This window comes from Streptomyces sp. NPDC004134 (genome assembly GCF_042874195.1).
Classification (GTDB): domain Bacteria; phylum Actinomycetota; class Actinomycetes; order Streptomycetales; family Streptomycetaceae; genus Streptomyces.
The window spans coordinates 70480-88125 of the sequence record NZ_JBIAMS010000007.1 but is presented as its reverse complement, the minus strand read 5'-3'; the positions used below and the strand labels follow the sequence as shown (position 1 = coordinate 88125).

18 protein-coding genes and 2 tRNA genes are annotated in these 17646 nt (G+C 72.2%); 10 read left to right on the top strand and 10 right to left on the bottom strand.

All coding sequences use genetic code 11. The features are described from left to right. Positions 1–260 precede the first annotated feature (260 nt). The gene (locus ACFYVJ_RS12200) at positions 261–1094 is read right to left on the bottom strand and encodes a hypothetical protein (RefSeq protein ID WP_388889543.1); all 834 of its coding nucleotides are present in this window, start codon (positions 1092–1094) and stop codon (positions 261–263) included. Positions 1095–1289: 195 nt separating this feature from the next. Between ACFYVJ_RS12200 and ACFYVJ_RS12195 the strand changes: the two genes are divergently transcribed. Next, positions 1290–2372, top strand: a complete 1083-nt coding sequence (locus ACFYVJ_RS12195) for a Leu/Phe/Val dehydrogenase (RefSeq protein WP_388889541.1) — start codon at positions 1290–1292, stop codon at positions 2370–2372. Positions 2373–2720: 348 nt separating this feature from the next. Further along, the gene (locus ACFYVJ_RS12190; protein WP_388889539.1) at positions 2721–2999 is read left to right on the top strand and encodes a DUF3073 domain-containing protein; all 279 of its coding nucleotides are present in this window, start codon (positions 2721–2723) and stop codon (positions 2997–2999) included. 188 nt (positions 3000–3187) lie between these two features. Here ACFYVJ_RS12190 and purM read toward each other — a convergent pair whose 3' ends face one another. The 3 genes from purM to ACFYVJ_RS12175 all read right to left on the bottom strand — a co-directional run bounded on the left by purM (position 3188) and on the right by ACFYVJ_RS12175 (position 6405). Continuing rightward, positions 3188–4285, bottom strand: a complete 1098-nt coding sequence (gene purM, locus ACFYVJ_RS12185; RefSeq protein ID WP_388889537.1) for a phosphoribosylformylglycinamidine cyclo-ligase — start codon at positions 4283–4285, stop codon at positions 3188–3190. 57 nt (positions 4286–4342) lie between these two features. Then, complete coding sequence (gene purF / locus ACFYVJ_RS12180) at positions 4343–5863, bottom strand: amidophosphoribosyltransferase (RefSeq protein ID WP_388889534.1); 1521 nt, start codon at positions 5861–5863, stop codon at positions 4343–4345. Positions 5864–6045: 182 nt separating this feature from the next. Beyond that, positions 6046–6405, bottom strand: a complete 360-nt coding sequence (locus ACFYVJ_RS12175) for a MerR family transcriptional regulator (protein WP_388889532.1) — start codon at positions 6403–6405, stop codon at positions 6046–6048. 110 nt (positions 6406–6515) lie between these two features. On the opposite strand from ACFYVJ_RS12175, the gene ACFYVJ_RS12170 reads away from it, so the two are divergent. Continuing rightward, complete coding sequence (locus ACFYVJ_RS12170; protein WP_388889530.1) at positions 6516–6836, top strand: DMT family transporter; 321 nt, start codon at positions 6516–6518, stop codon at positions 6834–6836. After that, entirely contained in the window at positions 6833–7306 is a 474-nt protein-coding gene (locus ACFYVJ_RS12165) for a DMT family transporter (RefSeq protein ID WP_388889527.1), read from the top strand. The genes ACFYVJ_RS12170 and ACFYVJ_RS12165 overlap by 4 nt, the downstream gene beginning before the upstream one ends. 27 nt (positions 7307–7333) lie before the next feature. Here the strand turns inward: ACFYVJ_RS12165 and ACFYVJ_RS12160 are convergent, their stop codons facing one another. Both ACFYVJ_RS12160 and ACFYVJ_RS12155 read right to left on the bottom strand, forming a co-directional pair. Further along, complete coding sequence (locus ACFYVJ_RS12160; RefSeq protein ID WP_388889525.1) at positions 7334–7882, bottom strand: YciI family protein; 549 nt, start codon at positions 7880–7882, stop codon at positions 7334–7336. A 154-nt stretch (positions 7883–8036) separates the two neighbouring features. Then, complete coding sequence (locus ACFYVJ_RS12155) at positions 8037–8876, bottom strand: sterol carrier family protein (protein WP_388889523.1); 840 nt, start codon at positions 8874–8876, stop codon at positions 8037–8039. A 54-nt stretch (positions 8877–8930) separates the two neighbouring features. On the opposite strand from ACFYVJ_RS12155, the gene ACFYVJ_RS12150 reads away from it, so the two are divergent. Further along, positions 8931–9443 carry a PH domain-containing protein gene (locus ACFYVJ_RS12150; RefSeq protein ID WP_388889521.1) on the top strand — a complete coding sequence of 171 codons (513 nt, stop codon included), beginning with the start codon at positions 8931–8933 and terminating at the stop codon, positions 9441–9443. A gap of 40 nt (positions 9444–9483) precedes the next feature. Here ACFYVJ_RS12150 and ACFYVJ_RS12145 read toward each other — a convergent pair whose 3' ends face one another. The 4 genes from ACFYVJ_RS12145 to purS form a co-directional block, all read right to left on the bottom strand. Continuing rightward, positions 9484–10929 (bottom strand): WD40 repeat domain-containing protein, encoded by a 1446-nt coding sequence (locus ACFYVJ_RS12145; protein ID WP_388889517.1) that lies wholly within the window; start codon positions 10927–10929, stop codon positions 9484–9486. 212 nt (positions 10930–11141) lie between these two features. Continuing rightward, on the bottom strand, positions 11142–13391 hold the full coding sequence (purL, locus tag ACFYVJ_RS12140; protein ID WP_388889515.1) for a phosphoribosylformylglycinamidine synthase subunit PurL: 2250 nt from the start codon (positions 13389–13391) through the stop codon (positions 11142–11144). A gap of 94 nt (positions 13392–13485) precedes the next feature. Further along, entirely contained in the window at positions 13486–14166 is a 681-nt protein-coding gene (gene purQ / locus ACFYVJ_RS12135) for a phosphoribosylformylglycinamidine synthase subunit PurQ (RefSeq protein WP_388889513.1), read from the bottom strand. Further along, the gene (gene purS, locus ACFYVJ_RS12130) at positions 14163–14432 is read right to left on the bottom strand and encodes a phosphoribosylformylglycinamidine synthase subunit PurS (RefSeq protein WP_047017143.1); all 270 of its coding nucleotides are present in this window, start codon (positions 14430–14432) and stop codon (positions 14163–14165) included. The genes purQ and purS overlap by 4 nt, the downstream gene beginning before the upstream one ends. Before the next feature lie 323 nt (positions 14433–14755). Here purS and ACFYVJ_RS12125 point away from each other — a divergent pair, with 323 nt between their 5' ends. The 5 genes from ACFYVJ_RS12125 (at position 14756) to ACFYVJ_RS12105 (ending at position 17496) form a co-directional block, all read left to right on the top strand. Next, on the top strand, positions 14756–15073 hold the full coding sequence (locus ACFYVJ_RS12125) for an Lsr2 family protein (RefSeq protein ID WP_027745315.1): 318 nt from the start codon (positions 14756–14758) through the stop codon (positions 15071–15073). Between the two features lie 242 nt (positions 15074–15315). Then, positions 15316–15387, top strand: a tRNA-Gly gene (locus tag ACFYVJ_RS12120). A gap of 73 nt (positions 15388–15460) precedes the next feature. After that, positions 15461–15533, top strand: a tRNA-Gly gene (locus tag ACFYVJ_RS12115). 140 nt (positions 15534–15673) lie between these two features. Further along, positions 15674–16678 (top strand): ABC transporter ATP-binding protein, encoded by a 1005-nt coding sequence (locus ACFYVJ_RS12110; protein ID WP_388889508.1) that lies wholly within the window; start codon positions 15674–15676, stop codon positions 16676–16678. Next, the gene (locus tag ACFYVJ_RS12105; protein WP_388889505.1) at positions 16675–17496 is read left to right on the top strand and encodes an ABC transporter permease; all 822 of its coding nucleotides are present in this window, start codon (positions 16675–16677) and stop codon (positions 17494–17496) included. The genes ACFYVJ_RS12110 and ACFYVJ_RS12105 overlap by 4 nt, the downstream gene beginning before the upstream one ends. Positions 17497–17646: the final 150 nt, after the last annotated feature.

The window sequence follows — 17646 nt, the reverse complement described above, 5'->3', positions numbered from 1 at the left end:
GACGGCAAGACCCAGGTACGTGCTTTCCATCACGCTTGACCAAATAGCCTGGTTCGGGACCTTCGTCCGGGACCAAGGTCCCCAGGGGCAGGGACCGAACGGCCCCTTCCGTACCGGGGCATGGCGGGACACTAGTCCGGATTTGTTCGTCGCACTAGTGAGCCCTTGCCCGACCCCTTGCCAGAACCCCGCCGGCGCCCCGTCCGACGGGCGCCCGGCGCCCCGCCGGTGCGGCCCGCCGGCGCCGCCCAGGGCGTGCCCTAGCTGGCGAACTGCCGCTCGCGCACCACGCCCCAGCGGTCGGTCAGCCGCTGGTACGCCCGCCCGGCCCGCTCCTCGTCCCCGGCCGCCAGCGCCGCGATGCCCTCCGCGACCTCCGCCGCGGACCGGTCCTCCGCCAGGTGCTCCTTCGGCAGTACGTGCACGAGGCCGCCGTAGTCCAGCTCCACCAGCGAACGCGGATGGAACTCTTCCAGCCACTTTCCGACGTCCACCAGTCCCTCGACCAGCGGCGCCTGCCCCACCGCGTCGCGCAGCGCCTTCAGCCCGCGCGCCACCCGGCGCCTGGCCTGCACCATGGGCGTGCGGTAGCGCAGCAGGCTGCGCTCGCCCGTCTCGTACTCCCGCTCCTCGTCGGAGAAGAGCACGAACCAGCGCATCGGCACCGTCCACACCGCGGACCTGATCCACGGCCTGGCGTCCGGATTGTCCACCCGCCAGCGCGCGTGATCGGCGAGCGCCTGTTCCCGTACGACCTCGGGCAGCGCCGCCTCCAGCACCGGCTTGGGCAGCTCCTCGACCAGCTCGTCCAGAGCCAGCCAGCTCCGCAGCCGGGTACGCCACGGGCAGACGCACGTCACGCCGTCCACGTCGGCGACGAAGGCGTCGCCGCTCTCGTGCGCCGGGGCGGCCGTCGGCGGGGTGCCGGCCAGCCCCGCCAGCGCCCGCAGCAGCTCGTCCTGGCTGGTGGGAGCGGCTTCGCGGGCGGCGTAGCGGTACCAGTGGGTGCGTTCGGGCTCGGGGAAGGCGGCCAGCGGCTCGTACACGCGCAGATACGTCGCGTACGGGATCACCAGTGACGACATCACGGCCACACCCTCTCCCCTCGCCCACGTACGTATCCGAGTCTCCCGCAGACTATGGTGCTGAGTCCTCCGGGGGGACGCCTCCTGGGGACCCGAGACCCCGCCGGGGGGTCCCGGAGGGCGGCGCCGCTCTACGCTTGAGCCACTACCTGCCCTCCCCACCCCTGGAGGGCAGCAGCCCGCGACCAAACCGGAGTCACCACCGTGACCGACGTTCTCTCCACACTCTTCCGCTCCGACCAGGGCGGACATGAACAGGTTGTCCTCTGCCAGGACCGCGAGACCGGCCTCAAGGCGGTCATCGCCCTGCACTCCACCGCCCTGGGCCCGGCCCTCGGCGGCACCCGCTTCCACTCCTACGCCTCGTCGGACGACCCCGAGCAGGCCGCGGTCCTGGACGCGCTGAACCTCTCCCGCGGCATGTCCTACAAGAACGCGATGGCCGGCCTCGACCACGGCGGCGGCAAGGCCGTGATCATCGGGGACCCCGACCGGGCGAAGACCGAGGAGCTGCTGCTGGCCTACGGGCGCTTCGTCGCCTCGCTGGGCGGGCGCTACGTCACGGCGTGCGACGTCGGCACGTACGTCGAGGACATGGACGTGGTCGCCCGTACGAACAGGTGGACCACCGGCCGCTCGCCCGAGAACGGCGGCTGCGGCGACTCCTCCGTGCTGACCGCCTTCGGCGTCTTCCAGGGCATGCGCGCGGTGGCGGAGCACCTGTGGGGCACGCCGTCGCTGCGCGGCCGGCGGGTCGGCATCGCCGGGGTCGGCAAGGTGGGGCACATCCTGGTGGACCACCTGGTGGCGGACGGCGCGGAGGTCGTGGTCACCGACGTACGGGAGGAGTCGGTGGCGCGGGTACGGGCCGCGCACCCCGGTGTGGCGGTCGTGGCGGACACGGACGCGCTGATCCGCGAGCCGCTGGACGTGTACGCGCCGTGCGCGCTGGGCGGGGCGCTCAGCGACGACACGGTGCCCGTGCTGGCCGCGAAGGCCGTCTGCGGGGCGGCGAACAACCAGCTCGCGCACCCGGGCGTGGAGAAGGACCTCGCCGACCGCGGGATCCTCTACGCCCCGGACTACGTGGTCAACGCGGGCGGCGTCATCCAGGTCGCCGACGAGCTGCACGGCTTCGACATGGACCGGGCGCGGGCGAAGGCCGCCCGGATCTTCGACACGACGGTGGAGATATTCCACCGGGCGGCGTCCGACGGCGTACCCCCGGCGGTGGCGGCGGACCGGATCGCGGAGCAGCGCATGGCGGAGGCGAGGCGCCGCGGCTGAGCGCCGTACGCCCCCGGCCGCCCGCCGGCCCGCCCCGCGCACCGCGGGGCGGGCGAGGCGGATGTGCACATTCGCCAAGGCAAAGCAGCGACGTCACGTAACGCATCTCACCACCGCGCGGCGGGTCGCTCCTCGTCAGACGATAGAATCGGGTCTTGACCAGCGGGGACGCGGGCTCCACCGGGATCGGCGGCGGGGCCCGTGCTGCCAGCGACGTACCGTCAGGGTGCAGAAACAGGTACCGTTGAACCCCGATGGACGGTCTCTCTTAACGAGAGTCCGCTTCCGATCATGAACGCGTGTCAGACTCTGGGGCCATCGAGCCCCGTCGTTTGAGGGGGTCGACCCATGGGGCGCGGCCGGGCCAAGGCCAAGCAGACGAAGGTCGCCCGCCAGCTGAAGTACAGCAGCGGTGGGACTGACCTCTCACGCCTTGCCGAAGAGCTGGGCGCATCGACGACGAAGCCGCCGTCGAACGGTCAACAGCAACAGCAACAACAGCAACAGCAAGTCGAGGAAGAGTCTCCCGACGACGACCTGTACGCACGCTACGCGGAGCTGTACGAGGACGAGGACGACGACGACGGCGAGGACTCGGCCGGCTCGTCGGAGCGTCGCGGGGCCTGAACCGCAGGCAGCAAATCGGAGCTCGGCTCGGGGACACCCCCGGACGGGCCCTTTTTGCTGCCGTGAATCGGCCGCGGCCGCACGGGCACCCGTGGCCCACGGGCCCGTAGGGCCACTCCACGCCGGCACCGGGGACGCCGTACGCGCCGTACGTCCGGTACGCGTCGTGCGCGCCGCCTGCGGCAGCCTCAGCGGGCATAGTCCCCCGTAAGCTCGACATCACCCGCCCCCGTCTCCTCCTGGTCGCGCACCTCGCCGGCGACCCAGGCGTCGACCCCGCGGTCCGCGAGCAGCGCCAGCGTGACGTCCACCGACGCCTGCGGCACGACGGCGACCATGCCGACGCCCATGTTCAGCGTCCGCTCCAGCTCCGCCCGCTCGACCCGGCCCACCTCCCCGACCACGTCGAAGACGGCGCCAGGCGCCCACGTCCCGCGGTCGATGACGACCCGCAGTCCTTCCGGCACCACCCGGGCCAGATTGCTGGCGAGGCCGCCGCCCGTGACGTGCGAGAAGGCGTGCACCTCGGTGGCGCGCAGCAGCGCGAGGCAGTCCAGCGAGTAGATCTTGGTGGGCTCCAGCAGTTCCTCGCCGAGCGTACGGCCGAACTCCGGCACCGCCCGGTCCAGCGCCCAGCCCGCGCGGTCCAGCAGGACGTGGCGCACCAGCGAGTACCCGTTGGAGTGAAGGCCCGAGGAGGCCATCGCGACGACCGCGTCACCCGTGCGGATGCGATCGGCGCCCAGCACCGCGTCCGCCTCGACGACACCGGTGCCGGCGCCCGCCACGTCGTACTCGTCGGGGGCCAGCAGCCCCGGGTGCTCCGCCGTCTCGCCGCCGACCAGCGCGCAGCCGGCCAGCACGCAGCCCTCGGCGATGCCCTTGACGATCGCCGCGACCCGCTCCGGCACGACCTTGCCGACGCAGATGTAGTCCGTCATGAACAGCGGCTCGGCGCCCGTGACCACCAGGTCGTCGACGACCATGGCGACCAGGTCGTGCCCGATCGTGTCGTGCACGTCCATGCGCTGCGCGACCGCGACCTTCGTGCCCACGCCGTCGGTCGCGGAGGCGAGCAGCGGGCGCTCGTAGCGCTTGAGCGCGGAGGCGTCGAAGAGGCCGGCGAAGCCGCCGAGCGCACCGACCGACTCCGGCCGCCGGGTCTTCTTCACCCACTCCTTCATCAGCTCGACGGCGCGGTCACCGGCCTCGATGTCGACGCCCGCGGCCGCATAGGAGCCGGCGGCGGGGGCCGCGGGGGCGGGGGGCTGGCTGGCACCAGACATGGCGTTGGGGTCCTCCGGGTCGTTCACCTGGGATCGGATGGGGCCTGGCCGACGGCGCTACGGGCGGCGCAGGGCGTCGGCGGCGTCGCGCCCGCCGGCGACCTCGGTCTCCAGCAGGTGCTTGCCCAGCAGCTCCGGGTCGGGCAGGTCCATCGGGTACACGCCGTCGAAGCAGGCGCGGCAGAGGTCGTTCTTGGGGATGCCGGTGGCCTCGATCATCCGGTCGGTGGAGATGTAGGCGAGGGAGTCCGCGCCCAGCGACTGGCAGATCTCCTCGACGGACATGCCGTTGGCGATCAGCTCGGCGCGGGTGGCGAAGTCGATGCCGAAGAAGCACGGCCACTTGATCGGGGGCGACGAGATGCGCACGTGCACCTCGGCGGCGCCGGCCTCACGGAGCATCCGCACCAGCGCGCGCTGCGTGTTGCCGCGGACGATGGAGTCGTCCACGACGACGAGGCGCTTGCCGCCGATGACCTCCTTGAGCGGGTTCAGCTTCAGCCGGATGCCGAGCTGCCGGATGGTCTGGGAGGGCTGGATGAAGGTCCGGCCCACATAGCTGTTCTTGACCAGCCCGGCCCCATACGGAATGCCGCTGGCCTCCGCGTACCCGATGGCGGCGGGGGTGCCGGACTCGGGCGTGGGTATCACCAGATCGGCGTCGGCGGGGGCCTCCGCGGCGAGCTGGCGGCCCATCTCGACGCGGGAGAGGTAGACGTTCCGGCCGGCGATCTCGGTGTCGGGCCGGGCGAGGTACACGTACTCGAAGACACACCCCTTGGGCTTTGCCTCGGCAAAGCGGCTGGCGCGCAGCCCGTTCTCGTCGATCGCGATCAGCTCGCCCGGCTCCACCTCGCGGATGAAGCTGGCCCCGACGATGTCGAGCCCGGCGCTCTCCGACGCCACCACCCAGCCGCGGTCGAGGCGCCCGAGCACCAGCGGCCGGATGCCCTGGGGGTCGCGGGCGGCGTAGAGCGTCTGCTCGTCCATGAAGACGAGGCTGAACGCACCCTTGGCCCGCCGCAGCACCAGCGGCGCGGCCTCCTCCACGGTCAGCGGCTTGCCGTCGTCGTCGACCTGGCCGGCGAGCAGCGCGGTCACGAGGTCGGTGTCGTTGGTCGCCGCCGCCCTGCCGCTGCGCGAGCCGCCCTCGGGGGGCAGCGCGGCGACCATCTCGGACAGCTCGGCGGTGTTGACGAGGTTGCCGTTGTGGCCGAGCGCGAGCGACCCGTGGGGGGTGGCCCGGAAGGTGGGCTGCGCGTTCTCCCACACGGAGGCACCGGTGGTCGAGTAGCGCGCGTGACCCACGGCGATGTGGCCCTGGAGGGAGCCGAGGGATGTCTCGTCGAAGACCTGCGAGACCAGGCCCATGTCCTTGAAGACGAGGATCTGTGAACCGTTGCTCACCGCGATACCCGCGGACTCCTGTCCCCGGTGCTGCAGTGCATACAGTCCGAAGTAGGTGAGCTTGGCGACCTCCTCGCCCGGGGCCCATACGCCGAAGACGCCGCAGGCGTCCTGAGGGCCCTTCTCGCCGGGAAGCAGGTCGTGGCTGAGTCGTCCGTCACCACGTGGCACGTATTCGAGTCTAAGGCAGGATGCCCCGACACCCGCACGGCCGGAGCGTGGCCCGGATCACGTACGGGCACCCGCCCCAGCGGGCGGGGGCCGGCGGCGCGAGCGCCAGCGGGGTGGCACGGGGGTGCGACCGCGGGTTCGCGGGGGCCCGGCGGAGAAGGGGATGCGGGTCTATGCGCCGGTCAGGGGGCTTCGCCGACCAGGGCCGTCTCGGAGCGGAGTGCCCGCAGAGTGTCGAGTTCGCGGTCGATGTCCCGCCGCTTGGCCTCGAGGCGCTCGACTTCCTGGGCGAGCAACTGCTCCATCACGCCCGTACGCTCCTCGGGCGGGGCCTCCAGGCACGGCAGCACCTCGTGGATCGTGGCGCTGGACAGGCCCGCGGCGAACAGGTGCTGGATCAGGACCACCCGCTCGACCATGGCGCCGTCGAAGTCCCGCCACCCGCCGGTGGTACGCCGGGAGCGGATGAGGCCCTGCTCCTCGTAATACCGCAGGGAACGGGTGCTGACGCCGCTCGCGGCGCCCAGCTCGCCGATGCGCATGAGTCCTCCCGGGGCCGTCCGCCGGCTATCCATTCTTGCACTTGACACCGGTGTGAAGTCCGACGATCGGGTGCCGACCTCGTCACTCGTCGCCACGAAGGACAACCGCCATGCACTGGTTCCATCTCGGCCTCGCCGTCGTCTTCGAAATCGCCGTCGCCCTGTCCGCGGGCAAGGCCCAGGGCTTCACCCGGCCCGCCTGGACCGCCGCCACTCTGGTCAGCGGCGGCATCGCCACCTACCTCCTCAGCCGGGCGCTGCTGACCTTCGACGTCGGCGCCGGCTACGCGATCTGGACCTCCGTCGCCGGCGTCGGGATCGTCGTCCTCGGCGTCCTCCTCTTCGGCCAGCGCCTCGGCTGGCGCAAGCTCCTCGGCATCGCCGCCGTCATCGCCGGAGTCGTCGGCCTCCAGCTCAGCGGTGCGGCATGAGCGCCCGCGCACGAGCGTGGCTCGTACTCCTGCTGGCCGGTGTCTTCGAGGTCGGCTACGCCCTGTCCGTGGGCGGCAGCGAAGGCTTCACCGTGCTGTCGTGGTCGCTCGTCGCCGTCGTCTTCTTCCTGCTGACGCTCTACGCCCTGAGCGTCGCCCTGCGCACCGTCGACGTCGGCATCGGCTACGCGGTGTGGGCGGGGATCGGCGCCGTCGGGGCGGCCCTGCTCAGCCCGGTCTTCTTCGACGAGTCGCTCACCCCCGCCAAGGCCCTGTGGCTCACGGTGATCATCGCGGGGGTCGTCTGGCTCAAGCTGGCCGACGGCCCGGGGAAGACCGAGCACCCCGAGGGGTCCCGGCAACCGGCCCAGGAACCCGCGACGGCCCAGCGGCCCGAGCAGTCCGGCCGGCCCGACCAGACCGGGCTGCCCGAGCAGACCGGGCTGCCCGAGCGGCCCGCACCCGTGTGACGGCCGCGGTGCGGTCGGCGGCCGGCCTCACTCCGGCCGGCCGCCGAAGTACCAGTCGTGCACCTCGACCGCGGCGTACGCGTCCGCGGTGAGCACCGCCCGCGCCGCGGCCGCGTTCGGGGCCCGCAGCAGCGCGGCGGTGCCCAGCCACCCGTCCCCGTCGTCCGGCAGCAGCGGCCCGTACGCGATCAACTCGTCCCGCTCCCGCGGCAGCTCCAGGTCGACGGCCTCACCGGCGCCGAGACCCAGCACGAGGTAGCGGTTCCCGGCCGTGGCCCCGCCGGGGAAGTCCCACATCGTGCGGCCCAGGGTGTTGCGCCAGCGGCGCAGCATCACGTCGCGGTACGCGCCCGCCTGCCAGCCCGGCTCGTCGAAGGCGAACGCGCGGGCGGTGGGCACGTCCGGCAGGTCGAGGATGTGCACGCTGCCGGTCGGCACCTCGTCGTCGGCCATCGTCGGACCGCGCGCGATCATCTCGGTCGCGTACCGGTCCATGTAGGACCAGTGCTCTTCGAGCAGTTCGTACCGCAGCTCCAAGGAGCCGGGCCGGTCCCGGTGGTAGCAGAAGAACTCCATCCCCCCAGTCTGACCACCGCCGACGGCCCTCAGGGCGGCGGGCCCAGGGTCCCGGCCGCCGCGTCGATCGCCGCGGCCGGGCGGGCGGCGCCGTGGCCCGCAACCGCGTCGGCGCCGGGCTGCGCTGACGCCCCGGCCCCAGCGGTCCGGCGGCTCAGGCGAGCACCGGGAGCACCTCCGTCAGGTCCGCGCGCTCGCCGCTCGCCGCGACCGAACCCGCCGCCAGCGCCGTCGCCCACTCCGTGCGCCCCGTCGCCAGCCGGATCCACGTCAGCGGGTCCGTCTCCACCACGTTCGGCGGCGTGCCCCGGGTGTGGCGGGGGCCCTCGATGCACTGGACCGCCGCGTACGGCGGGATACGCACCTCCACCGCCGCGCCCGGGGACTTCGCCGCCAGGGCGTCCGCCAGGACGCGGACCGTGGCCGCGACCGCGCCCCGGACCAGCGGGACGTCGGCGCCGGTGGCGCGGGTCAGGTCGTCGCTGTGCACGACGAGTTCGACAAGGCGGGTGACGGTCACGTCGAGCGCGGTCATCGGGCCGAAGCGGAGCGGCAGCAGCCTGTCGGCCCGTACGGCCTCCGGGGCGGCCGCCGCCAGCCGCTCCGCCGCCGCGTCCAGCGCCGAGGCGAGCGCCGCCGGCCCCTCCCCGTACCCGGCGGAGATGCGCTCCGCGTCCCGTACGGCGACCGCCGCCAGGTCGTCCGCGGCGCCCGCCGTCGACACCGCCCACCGCTGCAGGTCGACCGCCGCCCGCACCGCCCGCGGCGGCGGCTCGGCGAGCAGCCGCGGCACGGTGTCGATCTCGCCGACGACATGCGCCAGCAGCAGCCGTACGTCCCAGCCCGGCAGCCCCGACGGCAGCGCGAGCCGGCGCTCGTCCAGCGCGTGGGCCGCGGCGCTCAGCGCGCGCACCTGCGCCGTGAGCGCCGTCCACGTCTTGTCCGGGTCGTACGTGCGCGCCCTGCGGGCGCCGCGGCGGTTGGCGGTCGGCATGACAGGAGCGTACGACCGATGTGTGACAACCCGGTCGTGTGCCACCATGCGCGCATGCCTATCGCCGACCGCTACCTCGCAGAAGACGAGTCGCTGGTGTACGTGACCCGCCAGCACTGGACCACGCTGGTCAACGAGTTCCTCGCGCTCTGCGTCATCGCGGTGGCCGCCGGGGCGCTCGTCTGGTGGCTGCCGACGGACGAGGACTGGGGGAAGTACACGAGCTTCGGGGTGCTGGCGGTGGCGGCGATCTTCGCCTGCTACTTCTGGCTCGTCCCGCTGCTGCAGTGGCGCAGCACCATGTACATCCTCACCACCAAGCGCCTGCACAAGCGCAGCGGCTTCCTGTCCAAGGCCGGCCGCAGCATCCCGCTGTCGCGCGTGAACGACGTGTCGTTCCGGGCCAACCTGTGGGAACGGATCATGCGCTACGGGACCCTCAACGTGCAGTCCGCGTCCGAGCAGGGCGTGATGACGCTCCGCCACGTACCGGACCCGGAGGGGCTGAAGGCCGAGATCTACCGCGCCGTGGACGCCCTCGGGAGCGGGCCGGAGCCCGCACGCTGACCACCCCGCGGCCCCGGACCGGGCCCGGGTCTCCTGGCCCCTACTCCGACGGCGGTGTCACGAGGGCCGAGGGTTCCGTGGGGAGGCCCACGCGGAAGAGCCGGGTCTCCCCGCCCTTCGCCTCCCAGTCGCTCTTCACTTCCACCACCGTCAGGTTGGCGGCCAGCCAGCGGCCGTCGGGCGACCACGCCAACTCGTAGGTCTGCAACGGATACCAGCCCCGGCCGATGGCGTGCCGGGTGACGACCCGGTGGTCACCGACCCGTTGAATGAGCACCTCCAGCCTTCCCGGGGACTCCACCGAGAGCGCCAGATACTCACCGCAGGGACTCACCCTGACGGAACGGATCCCGGTCTCCTCGTGGGCGATCACGTCCAGGGTGCGGCCGTCCGCCGGATCCAGCACGTACACCCGCGACCCGCGGGCGGCGAACAGCCTCGCCTCGTCCGCGGAGAACGCGAAGGCCGCGTACGGATCCGGCGCCAGCGGACCCGTCCCGCCGTCCCCTGCGTCCCCTGCGTCCCCTGCGTCCCCGCTCCCGTCCAGCGACAGCACGCGTACCTCTCCGGCCGGCGAGAGCAGGCCGACGTCCGCCCCGGACACCCACTCGGTGCGGTACCGGCCGGTGGCGGAGCGCAGCCTCCCCGACTGCGGGGGTGCCTCGGCGGGCGCGCCCCGCACCGCGTCGTAGGCCACCTGCGGGTGCAGCTCCTCGTGGTGGCGGAGCGTGATCAACGGCTCGCCGGGCACCCACATCAGCCAGGAGGAGACGTAGTCGCCGGCGCGGGTACGGACGCGCTCGCTCCACTCGGCGGTCTCGTAGACGACCAGTTCGCCCTCTTCGCTGGTGACGGCGAGAAAGCGGCCGTCGTCGGAGAACGCCAGATGGCGGGGCTCGTCCTTGCCGCCGAAGGGCTTCAGCAGCACCGCGGGGCGCCGTAGGTCGGGTATCGCGGCCGCCTCACCGGCGCGCACCCGGTCGGCCTGCGTCGGGTACGACGCCGTACGCCACCAGTCGCCGGCCGCGAGGTGCTCGATCCAGCGGTGGTCGGTGACCACGACATCGTAGTCGGCCCCGACGTTCGCCTCCTCGCTGAGGACGAGCTCCGCGGCGGCCTCCGGGCTCAGCTCGTCGAACCGGGGTTCCTCCTCCCACGGGAAGCTGAGGCGGTCCTCGTCCTCCAGCAGCTCGTCGACCTCCTCCTCCGTCAGGGGGTAGTTGCGCGTCGCGATCCGCTCCACGCTCTCGACGAAGAACCGCGTACTGGCGTCCACCCAGGTCTCGTCGAGGCGCTGGTCAACGGTGATCGCGTCCCCCAGCGGCGCACCGTCCGCCGTCTCCGCGAAGACGCGGAGGAAGAAGCTCGCGTCGTCGGTCAGCGGGGCGTGCGCGCCGCTGTCGTAGTAGATGGCGGTGGTGCGCAGCCGGATGCGGCGCTGCGGCAGGTCGACCGCCAGCACCCGCACGCCGTACAGATCAGTCATAGGGCCTTCCCCGGTGGTCTCCGTGGCTCGCGGTCCCGGTGCGTGTGCGGGACCGGAGACGCAAGGATCACATCCACCACTGACACGCGCCGTGGCAAGGGAGCGGCCGGCGTCTGCCGCCATGACGGAGGGGGCGGGTGGGCGGCCGACCGCGCACCCGCCCCCTTCACCGGAAGAACGGAATCACGTCCCCGAACCGGAGAGCGCCGGGATCAGGCGAAGAGCTCCGGGATCGTCCGCTCGTACGTCTCCCGCAGCTCCGCCAGCTGCAGCGTGAACTGGCCCTGCAGCTCCACCGCGTCCCCGTCGACCACGCCGATCCGGGTCGCGGGCAGCCCGCGCGCGCCGCACATGTCCGTGAACCGCATCTCCTCGCTCCGCGGCACCGCCACCACCGCGCGGCCCTGCGACTCCGAGAACAGGAACACCGCGGGATCCAGCCCCTCCGGCACCACCAGCCGCGCGCCGTGGCCCCCCTTCAGGCAGGACTCGACCACCGCCTGCACCAGCCCACCGTCCGACAGGTCGTGCGCGGCGTCGATCATGCCGTCGCGCGACGCGGAGATCAGGATCTCGGCGAGCAGCCGCTCGCGCTCCAGGTCGACCGCCGGCGGCAGCCCGCCGAGGTGGTCGTGGACCACCTGCGACCAGGCCGAGCCGCCCAGCTCCTCCTTCGTCTCGCCGAGGAGGTACAGCAGTTGGCCCTCCTGGGCGAACGCCATCGGGGTGCGCCGCGCCACGTCGTCGATCACGCCGAGCACGCCGACGACCGGCGTCGGGTGGATCGGCTGGTCGCCGGTCTGGTTGTAGAGGGAGACGTTGCCGCCGGTGACCGGGGTGCCCAGGGTGCGGCAGGCGTCGGCCAGGCCGCGGCACGCCTCGGCGAACTGCCACATGCCCGCCGGGTCCTCCGGCGAGGGGAAGTTGAGGCAGTCGGTGACGGCGAGCGGGCGGGCGCCGGTGGCGGCGACGTTGCGGTACGACTCCGCCAGCGCCAGTTGCGCGCCCGCGTACGGGTCGAGCTTGGCGTACCGGCCGTTGCCGTCGGTGGCCAGCGCGACGCCGAGGCCGGTCTCCTCGTCGATCCGGATCATGCCGGAGTCCTCGGGCTGCGCCAGGACGGTGTTGCCGAGGACGAAGCGGTCGTACTGCGAGGTGATCCAGGACTTGTCGGCCTGGTTCGGCGAGCCGACGAGCCGCAGCACCTGGGCGCGCAGTTCCGCCGCGTCCGCCGGGCGCGGCAGCTTCGCCGCGTCGTCGGCCCGGAGGGCGTCGAGCCAGTCGGGGCGGGCCATCGGCCGCTCGTAGACAGGGCCGTCGTGGGCGACGGTGCGCGGCGGTACGTCGACGATCTGCTCGCCGTGCCAGTAGATCTCCAGCCGGTCGCCGTCGGTGACCTCGCCGATGACGGTGGCGGTGACGTCCCACTTCTCGCAGATGGCGAGGAAGCGGTCGACCTTCGCGGGCTCGACCACCGCGCACATCCGCTCCTGCGACTCGCTCATGAGGATCTCCTCGGGCGAGAGCGTCGCGTCGCGCAGCGGTACGACGTCGAGTTCGACGCGCATGCCGCCGGTGCCGTTGGAGGCCAGCTCGGAGGTGGCGCAGGAGAGCCCGGCCGCGCCGAGGTCCTGGATGCCGACGACAAGGTCCTCGCGGAACGCCTCCAGGGTGCACTCGATGAGCAGCTTCTCCTGGAAGGGGTCGCCGACCTGCACGCTGGGGCGCTTGCTGGGCTTGGCGTCGTCGAAGGTCTCGGAGGCCAGGATGGAGGCGCCGCCGATGCCGTCGCCGCCGGTGCGGGCGCCGTAGAGGATCACCTTGTTGCCGACGCCCGCGGCCTTGGCGAGGTGGATGTCCTCGTGCCGCATGACGCCGACGCAGAGGGCGTTGACGAGCGGGTTGCCCTGGTAGCAGGGGTCGAAGACGACCTCGCCGCCGATGTTGGGCAGGCCGAGGCAGTTGCCGTAGCCACCGATGCCGGCGACGACGCCGGGGAGCACGCGCTTGGTGTCGGGGTGGTCGGCGGCGCCGAAGCGCAGCGGGTCCATCACGGCGACGGGGCGGGCGCCCATGGCGATGATGTCGCGGACGATGCCGCCGATGCCGGTGGCGGCGCCCTGGTAAGGCTCCACGTACGAGGGGTGGTTGTGCGACTCGACCTTGAACGTGACGGCGTAGCCCTGGCCGACGTCGACGACGCCCGCCTGCTCGCCGATGCCGACGAGAAGGGCGTCGGAGGGCGGTGCCTTGTCACCGAACTGCTTGAGGTGCACCTTGCTCGACTTGTACGAGCAGTGCTCCGACCACATGACGGAGTACATGGCCAGTTCCGCACCTGTCGGGCGGCGGCCGAGGATCTCGCGGATCTGCTCGTACTCGTTCTGCTTCAGGCCGAGTTCGGCCCAGGGCTGCTCGGTGCCGGGGCTGCCGGAGGCGTGCTTGACGGTGTCGAGGGTCACACTCGCTCACTCCTTCGCGCGCGGAGGTCCAGACGGTCGTGGCTCAGGGCGCGAACTCGCTCCCTCGCCGTTCCGGTATCCAGCGGGGTGCGCGTCATGCGTGGACCAGCCTCTTGAGGATCGAGGTGAAGAAGCCGAGGCCGTCGGTGCGGCCGGTGCCGACCAGGGGCTCGACGGCGTGCTCGGGGTGGGGCATGAGGCCGACGACGTTGCCCGCCTCGTTGGCGATGCCGGCGATGTCGCGCAGCGAGCCGTTGGGGTTGCCGTCCAGATAGCGGAAGACGACGCGGCCGGTGGCCTCCAGCTCGTCGAGCGTACGTTCGTCCGCGGTGTAACGGCCGTCGATGTTCTTCAACGGAATGTGGATGTCCTGGCCCGCGGCGTAGTCGGCGGTCCAGGCGGTGCCGGCGTTCTCCACCCGTAGCTTCTGGTCCCTGCAGATGAAGTGCAGGTGGTTGTTGCGCAACATCGCACCGGGCAGCAGATGAGTTTCCGTCAGCACCTGGAAGCCGTTGCAGATGCCGAGGACCGGCATACCGGACCTGGCCTGCTCGACTACCGTATCCATCACGGGCGCAAAGCGCGAAATGGCGCCGGCCCGCAGATAGTCGCCGTAACTGAAACCGCCGGGGAGCACGACCGCGTCGACCTGCCGCAGATCCTTGTCCCGGTGCCAGAGCGAGACCGGCTCGGCGCCCGCCAGCCGAACCGCCCGCAGCGCGTCGCGGTCGTCGAGAGATCCCGGAAAGGTGACGACGCCGATACGAGCGGTCACTTCGCCTCTCCCCCGTGCGCGACTTCCTCGACACGTACGGTGAAGTCCTCGATCACGGTGTTCGCAAGGAACGTCTCGGCCATCGTGTTGATCTGCGCGAGGGCGGCGTCGTCGACCGGTCCCTCCACTTCGAGCTCGAAGCGCTTGCCCTGGCGGACATCGGCGATCCCGGCGAAGCCGAGGCGCGGCAGCGCGCGCTGCACCGCCTGCCCCTGGGGGTCGAGGATCTCCGGCTTGAGCATGACGTCGACTACGACGCGGGCCACTGGCTACTCCCGGGAAGGGTTGTGAAGAAGCGGTGACGACAGCGTACCTTGCGGACAAATCTACCCGGGTAGATATGAGTCGGGCCGGTTACGGTTCCGCATCGCCCGTGATATCCACTTGGGTAAAGGGCCCAATAAAAGTAGGGTCCGCATTGCGACGTGACACGCGGACCCAATTGCTCGACTTCCGCAACAGAATCCGTCGCGATACAAAGAGAAAGCACTGATCAAATGAGCCGGCGCTCCCGCAGCCCCGGTCTTCCGCGCAGGTCGCGCGGCAGGCGAGGAAAGCGGCAGGCGCGACCGACGGAAGGACCGGTTTCGTGGCGCAGCGCGTAGTGGTCAGCCTCTTCGACGACATCGACGGCGGAGAAGCGACCGAGACGGTCAACTTCGGACTCGACGGGAAGTCGTACGAGATCGATCTCAATGCCTCGAACGCCAAGAAACTGCGCAGCACGCTGGCGCCCTTCCTGCGGGCCGGGCGGAAGCAGGCCGCGTCGGGGCGGGCGTTCACCCGCACCGACATCGCGCCCAACCCCGCCACCGTGCGCGCCTGGGCCGGGTCGCAGGGCATGGAGGTGCCGGCCAGGGGCCGTATCCCGAAGAAAGTCTACGAGGCGTTCGAAGCCGCCCACTGAGCGCCGAGCGAGCGCCCTCCGGCCCGCCCGCCGGCACCGCGGGCCCTCTTACGGACCTTTCCGGACCTCCCTTCGGGCTCTTCCGATCCGTCCGACGGCTCCCGCGTCCGCCGTCCGGCGGATCCCTCATCCGGCCCTTCCCGGGGCGGTCTTGACGCCCGTGCACCGGCCCGGCTTGCCATCTGCCCCCCGGGATCGGATAGAGTCTGGACACGCGCCAAGGGGAGACCCCCCGAGGCCACGCGGGTGTAGCTCAGTAGTAGAGCGCCCTCTTTCCAAGAGGGAGGCGCAGTGTGCGATTCCTGTCACCCGCTCCGCCACATAACCCCTGTTAGTCGTGGGGTAGAGTGGAGCACGCGCCGGACGGTGAGAGCCGTTCGGATGCATGCGGACGTGGCTCAGTTGGTAGAGCATCACCTTGCCAAGGTGAGGGTCGCGAGTTCGAATCTCGTCGTCCGCTCAGTGAGAGCCCCGGCTTCGGCCGGGGCTCTTTTCGTGTGCGCGGAAGTCTTCCGGGAAGCCGGCCGGCATGACATCTGTCATCGCGTCCGATGACAGCGTGCACTGCTCCTTCGCCCGTGGCGGCGGAAGTCTGAAGACATGGTCAGTGCACAGGAGAACGTGATCAGCGCCACGGGGCTGCGGCGCACGTACGGAGACTTCGAGGCGGTGCGCGGCGTCGACTTCGCCGTCCGCCGGGGCGAGTTGTTCGCCCTGCTGGGCACCAACGGCGCCGGCAAGACCTCCACCGTGGAGCTGCTGGAGGGGCTGGCGGAGCCCAGCGGGGGCAAGGTGCGGGTGCTGGGGCGCGACCCGTACCGCGAGCGCGGTCGGGTGCGCCCGTACACCGGCGTGATGCTCCAGGAGGGCGGGCTGCCCTCGCAGCTCACGGTCGCGGAGACGGTACGGATGTGGGCCGGCTGCACCGCGCGGCCGCGGCCCGCCGCGGAGGCGCTGGAGCTGGTCGGGCTCGCCGGCCGCCGGGACGTCCGGGTGGCGCAGCTCTCCGGCGGCGAGAAGCGCCGGCTCGACCTGGCGCTCGCGCTCCTCGGCCGGCCCGAGGTGCTGTTCCTCGACGAACCGACCACCGGCCTCGACGCCGAGGGGCGGCACGCCACGTGGGAGCTCGTGCGCGAACTGCGCGCCGGCGGGACGACGGTGCTGCTCACCACGCACTACCTGGAGGAGGCCGAGGAACTGGCGGACCGGCTCGCGATCATGGCGGGCGGGCGGATCGCCGCGGCCGGCACCGTAGAGGAGATCGTCGGCGCACACCCGGCGACCGTCTCGTTCCGGCTGCCCGCCGGCTGGCTGCCGGGCGACCTGCCGCCGCTGCCCGCGCTGGGCGTGACGGGGCACGAGCTGGCGGGGACGAGCGTACGGCTGCGTACGAGCGCGCTGCAGCGGACGCTGACGGGGCTGCTGCTGTGGGCCCAGGACAACGGCGTGGAACTGGCAGGTCTCGACGCCAGGTCGGCGTCGCTGGAGGAGGCGTTCCTGAAGATCGCGAGCGCCGCGGTGGACGACAGGCGGCGCGGCAAGAGCGCCCCGTCCGCGAAGCACACCGCCGACGTGATCCGTATCGACGAGAGGAACGCCCGATGACCGCCACCACCGCCGCCACCCCGCCGGCGCACCTCGACGACCGCACCGCGGACGTCCCGGGACCGCTCGCCCGGCTGGCCGCGATCGGCCGGGCCGAGCTGACGCTGATGTGGCGCAGCAAGCTCGTCCTCTTCGGCGCCCTGGTCACCCCGGCGGGCTTCGCGTTCGCCACCCGGTCGGCGGTCGAGGAGATGGACCTCTCCGACACCGGCCTCACCGCGGCCACCGTCGTGCTGCCGAGCGCCGTCGTCTTCGCGCTGATCTTCGTCGTGTACGCGAACCTCGTCATCGTGTACGTCGCCCGCCGCGAGGAACTCGTGCTCAAGCGGCTGCGCACCGGGCTGCTCACCGACCGCGAACTGCTCGCCGGCGCCGCGCTGCCCGCCCTGTGCGTGGCGATGGCTCAGTGCCTCGTGCTGGCCGTCACCGTGAGCCTGGCGATGGACTCGCCTGCGCCCGAGGCGCCGCATCTGGCCGTGCTCGGGGTGCTTCTGGGGATGGCGATGCTGACGGTGCTGGCCGCGGCGACCGCGGCGGTGACGAAGTCGGCGGAGAGCGCGCAGTTGACGAGCATGCCGCTGCTGCTGGTGTCGATGTTCGGCTCGGGGCTGTTCGTGCCGTTCGAGGTGCTGCCGGACTCGGTGGCGGAGGTGGCGCAGCGGCTGCCGCTGTCGCCGGTGGTGGAGCTGGTGCGCGGCGGCTGGACCGGGGACCTGGGCGGCGGCGCGGTCGCCGGGGCGCTCGCGGTGGCGGTGGCGTGGATCGCGGCGGGGTCGTGGGCGGTGCGGCGGTGGTTCCGGTGGGAGCCGCGCGGGTGAGCGGGGCGCGGGCGGCCGTACGGCCGCCGGGGGGTGGTGGGCGTACGGTACGGCCGTACGCGGCGATCACGCCGAGCGCGGCAGCCGGTGCGGCCACGGCGACCGGGGCCGCCGGAGCAAGCGGAGCATGCGGAGCGGAGGGGACGTACG